9 protein-coding genes, 2 tRNA genes and 1 rRNA gene are annotated in these 12,573 nt (G+C 44.3%); 4 read left to right on the top strand and 8 right to left on the bottom strand.

Features of this window, described 5'->3' with window-relative positions:
* The 8 genes from KCV26_00785 to KCV26_00750 form a co-directional block, all read right to left on the bottom strand.
* Positions 1–519 (bottom strand): hypothetical protein, encoded by a 519-nt coding sequence (locus KCV26_00785; GenBank protein WZX36955.1) that lies wholly within the window; start codon positions 517–519, stop codon positions 1–3.
* A 139-nt stretch (positions 520–658) separates the two neighbouring features.
* Positions 659–1,780 carry a Gfo/Idh/MocA family oxidoreductase gene (locus KCV26_00780; GenBank protein WZX36954.1) on the bottom strand — a complete coding sequence of 374 codons (1,122 nt, stop codon included), beginning with the start codon at positions 1,778–1,780 and terminating at the stop codon, positions 659–661.
* 16 nt (positions 1,781–1,796) lie between these two features.
* Entirely contained in the window at positions 1,797–2,687 is an 891-nt protein-coding gene (locus tag KCV26_00775; protein WZX36953.1) for a DUF72 domain-containing protein, read from the bottom strand.
* A 4-nt stretch (positions 2,688–2,691) separates the two neighbouring features.
* Positions 2,692–3,612, bottom strand: a complete 921-nt coding sequence (locus tag KCV26_00770; GenBank protein ID WZX36952.1) for a TolB family protein — start codon at positions 3,610–3,612, stop codon at positions 2,692–2,694.
* A gap of 16 nt (positions 3,613–3,628) precedes the next feature.
* Entirely contained in the window at positions 3,629–4,594 is a 966-nt protein-coding gene (hemH, locus tag KCV26_00765; GenBank protein ID WZX36951.1) for a ferrochelatase, read from the bottom strand.
* A gap of 33 nt (positions 4,595–4,627) precedes the next feature.
* Entirely contained in the window at positions 4,628–5,662 is a 1,035-nt protein-coding gene (locus KCV26_00760; GenBank protein WZX36950.1) for a class I mannose-6-phosphate isomerase, read from the bottom strand.
* Between the two features lie 117 nt (positions 5,663–5,779).
* Positions 5,780–7,786, bottom strand: coding sequence for an alpha amylase C-terminal domain-containing protein (locus KCV26_00755; GenBank protein ID WZX36949.1), 2,007 nt, complete (start codon positions 7,784–7,786; stop codon positions 5,780–5,782).
* A gap of 24 nt (positions 7,787–7,810) precedes the next feature.
* The gene (locus tag KCV26_00750; protein WZX36948.1) at positions 7,811–8,260 is read right to left on the bottom strand and encodes a YhcH/YjgK/YiaL family protein; all 450 of its coding nucleotides are present in this window, start codon (positions 8,258–8,260) and stop codon (positions 7,811–7,813) included.
* A 140-nt stretch (positions 8,261–8,400) separates the two neighbouring features.
* Here KCV26_00750 and KCV26_00745 point away from each other — a divergent pair, with 140 nt between their 5' ends.
* The 4 genes from KCV26_00745 (at position 8,401) to KCV26_00730 (ending at position 12,415) form a co-directional block, all read left to right on the top strand.
* Positions 8,401–9,834, top strand: coding sequence for a PDZ domain-containing protein (locus KCV26_00745; GenBank protein WZX36947.1), 1,434 nt, complete (start codon positions 8,401–8,403; stop codon positions 9,832–9,834).
* 636 nt (positions 9,835–10,470) lie between these two features.
* Positions 10,471–11,999 (top strand): 16S ribosomal RNA (locus KCV26_00740).
* A gap of 255 nt (positions 12,000–12,254) precedes the next feature.
* Positions 12,255–12,328 (top strand) — tRNA-Ile (locus KCV26_00735).
* Positions 12,329–12,341: 13 nt separating this feature from the next.
* Positions 12,342–12,415: transfer RNA gene (locus KCV26_00730), tRNA-Ala, on the top strand.
* Positions 12,416–12,573: the final 158 nt, after the last annotated feature.

Raw genomic sequence — 12,573 nt, 5'->3', positions numbered from 1 at the left:
TTATCTCCAAAAGACAAATCGTTTCCGCCACAGGCATAATGTGGAAACTACGGCAAACAGGGCGAAAACGATGAAGAACGTTTTTTCAAAAACTGTTCTTTCAGACGGGTTTTGAGTAAATGTAAACGCAAATATGGATAGCCAGAGAGAGTTTGCTGCAATCGCGGCAGTCCAACCCCAGGATTTCATTTTATGTAATCCCGCAATACTTAAAATGGAGGATATGGTCACCCAGATGAAAGTGATTTGAGAGAACTCGTAAACGAATGCGGATAGTGTTTGAGAGAGAAGTGAGTTCTTCGCGGGAGTTTCGGACAGGTTGAAGCGAAGGTGATTTATAAGGTTGATCGCAAAATAGATCAACCATCCTACCAATTGAATCCAGGCGATTACGGAGGCCGTTCTCGATTTTCTCTTCCGCACCCCTTGCCGAAAAGACACGACTTCTAATTTATCGTTAGGTAAAAACAACGGGCGATTGAAACCCTCCTCTGGAAAATGTAAATCACGATTGTTCATTCGAGTGTCTATTACTTTTCACCACAAAAATAAAGAATAACCGTAAATGGAGATAAAAAAAACGGTTACGTTTTTATGAAGTTTTTTTCGCCGGTATAGTCACTTCGTAAAATAAATGAATTGTAGCGAAATATAGGATTTATTTGAAATATTCTTTCCACACAATTGTTTTTCCGTTTTCAGCAGATTTTTTCGCCATTTCCAGAATTTTAACCACTACCTCATTATTGGGCAGGGCTGAAAGATCATACGGTTGAGGGTTAATATCTCCGCGGACGACACGGGCAAAATAAGAAAAAGCGTCGTTTCTGTCTTCGTTTAATGCCGGGGCGGCTTTGTCTGTGGCCTTTTTTTCTTTTGATTTAAATACAGTCATATTTTCGGTATCTCTACAGAAAACATATCCCGATTGTCCGTAAATCTTCATCTCTTTCCGGTTGTAAGGCCAGTTCCATGATGCCTGGATAATCACTTGATTATACGGATACTGTACGATGATGCTGGCCTCATCATCCACGTTTGGATAAACCTGTGGTTTATTGGTGTGCGTCACGGCCGTAACAGAAACGGGCGTTTCGCCTTTCATAAGCCAAGTGGAAAGGTTGGCTCCGTAACAGCCAAAATCGTTGAGCGCTCCGGCACCATTTAGTACAGGATCGGTAAGCCAGGCGAGGAACTCTTTGCTGCAGCCAATCTCTACTGGTCCCTGATGTCCGGTATGAAATTCAATTTTGAGGATTTCCCCGATTTGTTCTTCCTCGTTCACAACTTTATATGCTTCGGTGTTGCTTCCGTACCAGGTTGTTTCATAGTTGGTAAGTATTTGTATATTATTTTTTTTGGCGAGTTTGGCCATTTTATCGGCATGTGCCACACTCACGGCGAGTGGTTTTTCAACCATAACGTGAATACCTCTCGGGGCGCATTTCTCGACTACTTCCAGGTGCCCGAAAATATCGTTGTAAGCCATTACTGCTTCGGGTTTTGTGCTGCGGAGCATTTCATCGATACTCGAATAGACTATTTTTTTGTCGAAACCGTACCTTTTCGCTAATCTTTCCACCAGTCCGCTGTCCGGTTCCGCGATACCAACGATAACAATATCGCCTTTCTCTTTTCTCCCCAGGAGCCCGTGAATGTGATCGTGTGACAAGCCCGCGATACCAATTCTTACTGGTTTTTGCTGTGCTGGCGTGACAACAGGTAGTGTGCTTATACTTAATGCGAGTATAAGCTTTGCAATGGATTTAATCATGATCATTGAATATCTGTTTTTTTTAAAATAATTTCCCCTGTTCTCCTGCCATTTGGGGAACATGTAAGTGGAGGTTAAGCCTTTCGTTCAGTTTTTCTGTCAGGTACGCAGAAAAAAGAGGCGAAGACACTTCTACATTTTGATGGACGAAGAAGTAAAGATGTTGTAATCCTTCCTTGCGCCACTTTTCAATACGGTCAACCCAGTCGTCGATACGCTTGCGGTCAATTTCATCGACATTGCAACCCACGAAACGGATAAAGGCCGTGGGAGTAGTCAACCTCATATGCAGCATGTCGCGCCGGCCGGCAGTATCTACAATGATATTGGTGGTCTTATGCTCTTCCAGAAAATCGCAAAAACCGTTCCAGGTTACCTTATCGGAAAACCATTCCAGACCGCGCACTTCCACCGCCAGTGGGATCACTTTCGGGAAATTTTCAACGAAAACCTTCAATTTTTTCAACTCTTTGATGCCGAAATTTTCGTGCAGTTGCAGAAAACACATTCCGAGCTTTTCTTCAAAGTGTGAAATGGCATCGCAATAGATGGCCGTTAATTCGTCTACATTGTCCAACCGGCGCATGTGGCTGATGGATTGCGTCACTTTCGGAAAAAACTTGAATCCGTCCGGAGTTTTGTTTTTCCATTTCACCACCTGTTCTGCTTTCGGCATATTATAAAATATGGAGTTCATCTCAATGGAGTTAAACTGTCTTGAATAGTAGGCCAGTTCGTCTTTTGTGCCTTTTGGGTAAAAACCTTTCAGGTCAGTTTTGTTCCATTTCGCACAACCAATATACGCTTCGACCCCGCTTTCCGGTACGTTTTTAAAAACGCCCCGGGTTGCTTTGTCATCGGCGGGAATTCTAAAATCTATGCCCGTCGGGTCCTCTACTTTTCCGTATTTCATGTTGTCAATCGTTATCGGTATATCTTACAAAAGCAATTCTGCTGCCATCGGGTGACCAGCTATGCACATTGATCGTTCCCTGCCCGCCGTAAAAAACGGGAGTCAGGTCGCGGATACTTTTTGATTCTGTGTCCAGTAAACGAAGCTTTACGTTCTTGCCAAACGGATGCCCCCCTTTCTGGTCTTCGATATAGGCGATATAAGCGATGCTTTTATTGTCGGGTCCGGGATGCGGGAACCAGTTGTCGTACTCATCGAAAGTGAGTTGGGTTTGGTTACTTCCGTCGGGGCGCATCCGGTAGATATGCATTCGTCCGGTGCGGTGGCTGTTGAAATAGATCCATCGGCCGTCGTAGCTGTATTCCGGGCCGTCGTCTAGTCCATCCGTGTCTGTCAACCTGACTTCTTTATCGGTGATAACGTGGGTTTTGTAAACATCCCATTGACCGTTTCGTATGGCACAATAGGTAATCCACTGATTGTCGGGGCTGATTCCGTGCCAGTAACTCGGATAATTCGCGGTGACTAATCGGGGAATACCGCCGGATACGGGAAGGATAAAGATACGGGAACTTCCTCCCGGCGAGGTGAATCTTGAATCGTTATGGCTTATAATGAGCCATTTTCCGTCGTAAGAAAGTCCATGATCGTTGTTACACCGGTCGGCAAATCCGGTATCGATAATGCCAAGCTTTTCACCTTTAACCGATACTTTTTCTAATTTTCCATCAGAGTTGATGATCAGAAATTTCCCATCACGCGACCAGTTGGGTGCTTCAAAATGGCGTTTTTCACGCAGGATGACTTTCTCCTTTCCGGTTTTTACGTTGAGTAAGACCAATTCGCTCTCCAGGTTCTTTAAAACCTGTGAATGTGCTGAAAATGAGCAGATCGTGCACAGAAAAAGCAAATAAAAATATTTCATTGTTTTTAATTTGTGCTTAAACTCCTACGGTTATTTTCCAAATCGCTTCTATCCACTCATCGGAGTTATTGAGGGAGGGAACAAAGACAAATTTTTCTCCTCCGGCTTTCATAAACAATTCGCGAGCCTCAATGTCGATGTCGTACAGTGTTTCCAGATTATCCACCGGAAACCCAGGGGCTATTACCGCTACTTTTTTCCATCCTAGCCGGGGTAAATCGGAAATATCTTTATCTAAAAAAGGTTTCAGCCAATTGTTGCCGCGTTGTGATGCATAAAGAAGAAGCGTATATTGCAGTTGAATGTTGAGCTTTTCGCAGAATAACCGATTGGTTTCTTTCAATTGATAGACATAATCAAACTCTCTCCCTTTCTTCCAGCCTGCCTCCACCTGGTCAACCGGCAGACTGTGATAGCTAAACACCAACTTGTCGATATCTTTCAGGTAAGGCTCCGCATGTTTGGCAAGTGCATTTATAAATGCCGGATGGTCGAAATAAGGCTCAACAAGCTGCAGCCGGTACGAGTGCGGACGTTTGTAAAAAACCCGTCCGATTTCATCTATCGTCGTTTGCGTGGTAGATTGGGCATAATGCGGATACAAGGGAAATACAACAACTTCGTGCAACAGTGGACATTTTTTCTCCAGGTCTTTCAATGCTTGTTCAATCTCCGGTTCACCGTATCGCATGGCGACTTCCACCGGAATATTTTTTTTCGCCTCCAGTGACTGGGCTAGTTTTTGCATGAAATAGATCATGGGAGAGATCTCGGGATCTTCTTTTCGCCAGATTTGACTGTATTTATTAAACGACTTACCGGATGAAACCGGAGCGATAATCTTCTTTGCCAAAAAGCTGGAAACCCATTCAGGCTGGCCGGTAACAAGCGGATCGCTAAGCATATCGCCCACAAATTTCCTAACAGCTTCTTTACTGCAGCTAGCCGGAGTTCCAATATTTATCAATAAAATACCGCGCATAAACGTGTTACTTGTTAGACTTTATACGTGAAGCTATTTTATAAATGTTTCTAATATCTTTGTTGTCTCACTGGGGATAATTAAGACCGACTCGGTCTCTGCTGGAACCAGGACGGTCTCTCCCTGCCCGATAAAAACAGAATTTCCATTGTTGTCTTTCAACGTACAGTGTCCCTGCATACAAATATAGATTACAAAAGAGTCGAGAGCGTTATAGTGCCGTGCCAACGGGATATCCATTTCCAGCAGATTCGTTGAGAAGTACTCACACGTTACCAGTTCTACCGGTTGGTTAAGACGATTTGTATACTCGGTCTGATAATTACCATACACGTTGTAATCGATAGCATCTTTTGCTAATTCTGTATGTAATTCGCGTAAATTTCCCTGTGCATCCTTTCTGTTGTAATCGTAGATACGATAAGTGAGGTCAGATGTTTGCTGAATTTCTGCAATGAAGCATCCTGCACCAATAGCGTGAACCCTGCCCGCAGGCAGGAAAAATACATCGCCTGTTTTTACGTCGTATTTTTGAAGTTTATCGGTAAAGCTGTTGTTTTCTATTGTCTTGATATACTCATCGGAGGTTATCTGTGTTGAAAACCCTGAATAAAGAAAAGCATCGGAGGAGGCTTTTATTACGTACCACATTTCTGTTTTTCCGAAGGAGTTGTGTCGTTCTTTTGCTAGCTTATCGTCCGGGTGAACTTGAATGGACAGATCATCACGGGCATCGATAAACTTGATAAGAAGTGGGAAGGTATTGCCAAACTTCTCATATACTTTTTTCCCTACTAGTCGGGCTTTGCTGGTCCGAAGGACTTCATCGATCGGTTTTCCTGCCAACTCTCCATTGCCAACAATGGATATCTTGCCTTCCACCCCCGATATTTCCCAACTTTCTCCGATACCGTCTTCTGCAGGTGTAATGTTTTTAAATTTACAAATATCGGAACCACCCCAAATCATCGGTCTGAGGATGGGTTCAAACTTTAAAGGATATAACGCGACCCCTGAATCCCCTTCAGAGGATTGGGCGGCATGCTGCTTATTAGCGTAAGTATTCATTGTTTTTTAATTTGTTAAAACAGGTCTTCTTGTTTCTCCCGGATTTTCGGGATTGTATACAGAAAAAATGAACTGTTCAAGTAAAATTTGTTTTCCGGCTCCCTTAAAGGGCCGGAGTCATATTTTTTTTAAAACAAAGGCAGAACGGGCCGGCAGGTATATTTTAATCCAGCCTTTTCCGTCTTTTGCATACAACGGATCGTGATGCGTGAAATGATGAACGGTATCGTTGTTCAGACCGAAACCGCCGAACCTGAAGTTGTCGGTGTTGAGAACGATGCTGTACTCTCCTTCAGGAACCAACATGCCATAATCATTAAACGATTTTTCCGGATGGAAGTTAAAGACAAACAACAGCCTTTCCCGCATATAAGCCAGCACGTTGTCGTCGTCTTTGTCCCAGATTTTCGTGATAGTTGTGGTCTGAAAGTCGGGAACGGATTTTATGAGATTAATCATTGCTTTATCAAAGTCCCCCAAGTAATGGTACTTGAGGTTTTTGTCGTCAGCCAACTGCCATTGGCGCCGGGCGTATTTGTGAGACCAGTTGTTCCCTTCCCGCGGAAAATCAATCCATTCCGGATGGCCGAACTCGTTGCCCATAAAATTCAGGTAGCCTCCGTTTATGGTGGTGGCCGTAACCAGCCGGATCATCTTATGTAATGCCATTCCTCTGTCTACCCGGAACGAACTGCTCTTCAGTTTCGACATGAACCAATACATGTCGGCGTCTATTAGCCTGAAAATAATGGTCTTGTCTCCCACTAATGCTTGGTCATGGCTTTCCACATAAGAGATTGTTTTCTCGTCTGCACGACGATTGGTAGTTTCCCACCAAATAGCGGAGGGGTGCCACTCTTCGTCTTTTCGCTCCTTAATGGTCTTGATCCAGAAATCGGGGATATTCATCGCCATCCGGTAATCAAAACCGTATCCTCCTGATTTTATGTCCAACCCCAAGCCAGGCATGCCGCTCACTTCCTCTGCAATAGTGATAGCAGTGGGATTTACTTCGTGAATGAGCTTGTTGGCCAGTGTCAGATAACAAATGGCATCCAAGTCTTGTCTGTTGTTGTAATAATCATCATACCGGGTGAAGCTCTCTTCCAGGCCGTGACTGTAGTACAGCATGGAGGTTACACCATCGAAACGGAAACCGTCGAATCTATATTCCTCCATCCAGTATTTGCAGTTCGAAAGCAGAAAATGGAGGACTTCATTTTTGCCGTAATCAAAGCAAAGTGAATCCCAGGCTGGATGGTTTCTGCGGTTGGGATTGCTTGGGAAATACAGGTCATACGAGCCATCAAAACGGGCAATCCCTTCCAATTCGTTCTTTACTACATGTGAATGCACAATGTCCATAATCACCGCGATTCCCATTTCATGAGCTGCATCTATAAGTTGGCGAAGTTCATCGGGTGTGCCGAAGCGCGACGTTGGCGCAAAAAAATTGGATACATGGTAACCAAATGAGCCGTAATAGGGATGTTCCTGAATAGCCATTAATTGAATGGCATTGTATCCGCTGTTCTTGATCCGGGGCAACACGTTTTCCCTAAACTCGTTATAGGTTCCCACCTTTTCTTCTGCGGTAGCCATTCCAACGTGACATTCGTATATAAGGAGTGGCGACGTGTCTGGTTTAAAATTAGTTATTTTGAAGGTATATGGAGTTGCCGGCTCCCATACCTGTGCACTGAATATATGTGTCTGGGCGTCCTGCACAACCCTACGGCACCAGGCGGGAATCCGTTCCCCAGATCCACCCTCCCAGCTGACTAAAAGTTTGTATAAGTCTTGGTGACGAATGTGTTCCGGTGGAATTTTTACTTCCCAAACGCCTTTTTCAATACTTCTCAGCCGGTACGGTTCCATTCGTTGCCAGTTATTGAAGGTGCCGATAAGAAAAATTTCAGTAGCGTTTGGTGCCCACTCACGAAAAACCCATCCATCTGTTGTCTTGTGTAGTCCAAAGTATAGATATCCTGTTGCGAAGTCCGACAACCTGATCTTTCCGTTTTGAGTCAACTCCTTTTCTTTTTTCAAGAAGTAATTGTTCCGGTCTTCTATGCTTCGACTGAAAGGTTCAAGCCAAGGGTCATTTTTTACGATATCCAACATGAATTACTCAGTAATTATTTATAGTTATAAAACAGCAACTTTCAGGATGATCTTCCGGGTAATGCCTTCGCCGATAAGTGGGGCGTGTGCATCTTCGGGCGAGAATATAATAAATTCGCCCGGAAGCACGCGGATATAGGTGGACGGTTCGTCTTCAAACAACTGGAAATCATTTTGGCTGTCGTATTCCTGCGTCGGCATCTTTAGGTTTTTCAAGGATTTCCATCCGAAAATTTCTTCCCGTGTGATAGGAATCTGAATATCGATGAATTTTCTGTGAGTTTCCAGTTTAGTTTCTGTTTTGCTTTTCAAGGCGATTTTTACTGCCGACGCTTTCAGGTATACGCCTTCTATTTCGGAAGTTCCTTCTGGCAAATTGTCCACATCTAATCCTCTGACATACTCGAAAGCCTTTTCAAACAAAGGATTCAATCCAAAATAATTGGGTGCGTTTTCTATGTTGTCCAATATCATAATTATCCGTTTTTTTATCTTATTTGCACAAAGATAACGGATTTTATGAACATTTAGTTTCATTTATTCTCAAAATAAGCGACTCGCGGATTTCAATCAGAAAAAAAACGTATCTTTGTTGTTTGATAAACGATACTGCTATGAAACGAATATTACCCGCATTCATTATACTACTAATATCCGTTGCCGTTTTTTCTCAAAATGATCAGACCACCTGCAACCTGGGATTCTCGTTTAAAATAAGCAATAATTCCAACTGGGGTAATAACGAACCTGTTGTTACGGAGGTTGTTCCCGGATCTCCAGCCGAAAAAGCAGGTTTAAAAGCCAACGATATTATTCTTGAAGTGAACGGAAACGGGACTTACCTGAAGCCGTCACATACCATAATGTCGTGGTTTATGGAGAAACCTTCAGAAATGTCGATATCCATACGCAACTTCGAAGCGTCGTTCAAGCCGATGCATATTGCTAAAGATTGCAGGCCGAGAAACGGATTGAGTGAAGCACAACTGGCTCCTGTGTTTTCGTTTTATAGCCTTGAGGATATTCAGGACCGGAAATTTATTATTCCGGTAAAGACGACCATAAACCCCGATGCTGATTTTTTTAATTACCGGACCTATGATTTTGCTCCTTCTGATGTAAGTTCACGAGAAATGGACGAACGCATTAATTCAATATTTGTGAGGGTGCTGTCTCAGCTCGGTCTCAAGCGCGACAGTGAAGACCCCGATTTTATCATTCAGACCTTTTACAGTTACCAGAACAATCCCATGTTCAAAACGGAATCGCCTACGCGTGGAACCTATTCCGGAACCTGGCGATTCGATACCCGTAACAACCGGATGGTTAAGATTCCTGTATTTGATCCTACTCAACCTGTTAGAATTGATGATGTGATGTATGACCTGGAATTTGGCTACCGGTTTTATGACCGGAAGTTTACGGAACCCGGCAGGTCGATGCTGGTCTGGGAGAGCGAGGTTAAAGAAAAGCTGAGTGATAATTACGGGTTACTGGACTACCTGGAAATGAATCTCCCTTTGATATTGAGTAAATTTCCTAATTCAGGAAACCTGGAAAGAGCCACTTACCACGTGAAGTATTTGCGGTATAACTATACAGGTATTAGTTACGATTTGAATGATTTAAAAACAGTGGTTTCTGTTGATGCCGGGTCTCCAGCAGCCCGCGCAGGGATTAAACCGGGGGATGTTGTGATAAAAGTGCAAGGCCACAATTTCAACCACGATGCAGTATCGCTTACTTCCAGTTACCGGCGGTTTATTGCTGAAACAATGAAATATCGCGATCCAGCGACAAAATATACCGATTCAAACGGGTTTCAAAATGCCATGTACTGGGATATAATACATTATAACAGCATTTCTAAGGAGATTAATGACAAAAAAAGGTATAAGGCCGGATTCTCATACCTGTTCAATTTCAATCAATATATTGACTGGGACACTCCAGATACACTGAATATTGACGTTGAAAGGAAAGGAGAGAAATTGTCCTTTGAGGTGAAACCTATCATAAACAGACACTCCCATGTTTCCGTGGAATAAATTTCCTCTCCGGAGACCTGTTTGATTATAGAAACTTTTCTGAATTTTTATTTTTTCAACATAGCCCGCTATTATATGTGAGCTGAAAAGCCAGGTCCATCAAAAAAATAGACTTAAAACATGGCATGAAAAAAATCAAAACGGTTTCTTGATAAAAAAAATAAAAAAAAGCGGTAAAAAATTTGCCGATAAAATTAAATGCTCTATCTTTGTATCCCTTTCGCAATAATCGAAAGGGTTTGTTATTGAGATAACAAATAAAGTTGCAAAAGTTGAAAAATTGAAGTTGTAGAATCGACTGGAAATCAAGTTGAAAAAATTTTTTTCAAAAAAAATTCAGATTTTGTTTTGTCAATTCAAAAATAGTTTCTACCTTTGCATCCGCTTTCCGAAAACAAGTAGATGTAGAAAGCAATTGATCGTTCTTTGAAAGATTTTCATATACGTTTTTTTAATGACAAGCAGTATATAAAATATATATATTGGTACCCGTTCAATAGAACATAAAAGGAAAAGAAATAGATTCGTGAATCGAGGGTTTGAGGATCACCGGCTATTCGGTTTTTTTGTTTGTCGATGCCTTTCCTGTAGTTGACACAACAGGGGCAGGAAAAGTTCAAGACATATAACAAATATACAACGAAGAGTTTGATCCTGGCTCAGGATGAACGCTAGCGATAGGCCTAACACATGCAAGTCGAGGGGCAGCACATGAGTAGCAATACGATGGTGGCGACCGGCGCACGGGTGAGTAACACGTATGCAACCTACCTTTAACAGGGGAATAACCCGTTGAAAAACGGACTAATACTCCATAACACAGGGGTCCCGCATGGGAATATTTGTTAAAGATTTATCGGTTGAAGATGGGCATGCGTTCCATTAGCTTGTTGGTGAGGTAACGGCTCACCAAGGCTACGATGGATAGGGGAACTGAGAGGTTTATCCCCCACACTGGAACTGAGACACGGTCCAGACTCCTACGGGAGGCAGCAGTGAGGAATATTGGTCAATGGAGGCAACTCTGAACCAGCCAAGTCGCGTGAAGGATGAAGGTCTTATGGATTGTAAACTTCTTTTGCAAGGGAATAAAGTGGGGGACGTGTCCTCCTTTGCATGTACCTTGCGAATAAGGATCGGCTAACTCCGTGCCAGCAGCCGCGGTAATACGGAGGATCCGAGCGTTATCCGGATTTATTGGGTTTAAAGGGTGCGCAGGCGGGATGTTAAGTCGGCGGTGAAATTTTGCAGCTCAACTGTAAAAGTGCCTTCGATACTGGCTTTCTTGAGTGTGGATGAAGTAGGCGGAATTTGTGGTGTAGCGGTGAAATGCTTAGATATCACGAGGAACTCCGATTGCGCAGGCAGCTTACTAAACCACTACTGACGCTCATGCACGAAGGCGTGGGGATCAAACAGGATTAGATACCCTGGTAGTCCACGCAGTAAACGATGATTACTAGTTGTTTGCGATACAATGTAAGCGACTGAGCGAAAGCGTTAAGTAATCCACCTGGGGAGTACGTTCGCAAGAATGAAACTCAAAGGAATTGACGGGGGCCCGCACAAGCGGAGGAACATGTGGTTTAATTCGATGATACGCGAGGAACCTTACCCGGGCTTGAAATGCGGCGGACCGGCAGAGAGATCTGCCTTCCCTTCGGGGCCGCCGTGTAGGTGCTGCATGGTTGTCGTCAGCTCGTGCCGTGAGGTGTCGGCTTAAGTGCCATAACGAGCGCAACCCTCATCATTAGTTACTAACAGGTCATGCTGAGGACTCTAGTGAGACTGCCATCGTAAGATGCGAGGAAGGTGGGGATGACGTCAAATCAGCACGGCCCTTACGTCCGGGGCGACACACGTGTTACAATGGGTGGTACAAAGGGCAGCTACCTGGCGACAGGATGCTAATCTCCAAAACCACTCTCAGTTCGGATCGGAGTCTGCAACTCGACTCCGTGAAGCTGGATTCGCTAGTAATCGCGCATCAGCCACGGCGCGGTGAATACGTTCCCGGGCCTTGTACACACCGCCCGTCAAGCCATGGAAGCCGGGGGTACCTGAAGTCCGTAACCGTCAAGGAGCGGCCTAGGGTAAAACTGGTAACTGGGGCTAAGTCGTAACAAGGTAGCCGTACCGGAAGGTGCGGCTGGAACACCTCCTTTCTGGAGAACGTTCCCGTCCTGTTAACGGCAGGGTTTTGGGCATGGAAGGCAGAAAAGGGGCCCGTTAATCGGAGTCCCGGTCTTCAGACGCTCTTTTCACGTTTTTTTTTTTCAACCGAGAGGTACCGATTCAAAACTGCATCCGTCATTGGAACGTATATAAAACAACATAACACTCACCGGGCAGAACCGTGAGCACGGGAGGCGGGCGTGTCCTGTTTTCCTACGGCGATCGGCCGACACTGCGACCAGCACAGTCCTATAGCTCAGTTGGTTAGAGCGCTACACTGATAATGTAGAGGTCGGCAGTTCAACTCTGCCTGGGACTACAAGGAAGATAACGGGGGATTAGCTCAGCTGGCTAGAGCATCTGCCTTGCACGCAGAGGGTCAACGGTTCGAATCCGTTATTCTCCACTTTGAAACAGGCCTTCTGGCTGCCGAAGAGGAGACCGGGGACCGGTAGGAAGAGTGATGTGAGCCTTGCCGGCAGGAGAGCCGCGGGCGTGAGATTTGAGGAAACATATTGAGGTTTGATGTCCGTCGGGGACAGTGTTCAACGGTTCGACTCCGTA

The organism is Petrimonas sulfuriphila (assembly GCA_038561985.1).
In the GTDB taxonomy this organism is placed as follows: domain Bacteria; phylum Bacteroidota; class Bacteroidia; order Bacteroidales; family Dysgonomonadaceae; genus Petrimonas; species Petrimonas sulfuriphila.
The sequence above is the reverse complement of the archived record's forward strand: the minus strand, read 5'-3'. Positions and strand labels throughout refer to the sequence as shown.

Excerpts from the sequence above, each read along its gene's own strand:
- KCV26_00785 (WZX36955.1), bottom strand. The coding sequence starts at position 519 with ATGAACAATCGTGATTTACATTTTCCAGAGGAGGGTTTCAATCGCCCG.
- KCV26_00780 (WZX36954.1), bottom strand. The coding sequence starts at position 1,780 with ATGATCATGATTAAATCCATTGCAAAGCTTATACTCGCATTAAGTATA.
- KCV26_00775 (WZX36953.1), bottom strand. The coding sequence starts at position 2,687 with ATGAAATACGGAAAAGTAGAGGACCCGACGGGCATAGATTTTAGAATT.
- KCV26_00770 (WZX36952.1), bottom strand. The coding sequence starts at position 3,612 with ATGAAATATTTTTATTTGCTTTTTCTGTGCACGATCTGCTCATTTTCA.
- hemH (WZX36951.1), bottom strand. The coding sequence starts at position 4,594 with ATGCGCGGTATTTTATTGATAAATATTGGAACTCCGGCTAGCTGCAGT.
- KCV26_00760 (WZX36950.1), bottom strand. The coding sequence starts at position 5,662 with ATGAATACTTACGCTAATAAGCAGCATGCCGCCCAATCCTCTGAAGGG.
- KCV26_00755 (WZX36949.1), bottom strand. The coding sequence starts at position 7,786 with ATGTTGGATATCGTAAAAAATGACCCTTGGCTTGAACCTTTCAGTCGA.
- KCV26_00750 (WZX36948.1), bottom strand. The coding sequence starts at position 8,260 with ATGATATTGGACAACATAGAAAACGCACCCAATTATTTTGGATTGAAT.
- KCV26_00745 (WZX36947.1), top strand. The coding sequence starts at position 8,401 with ATGAAACGAATATTACCCGCATTCATTATACTACTAATATCCGTTGCC.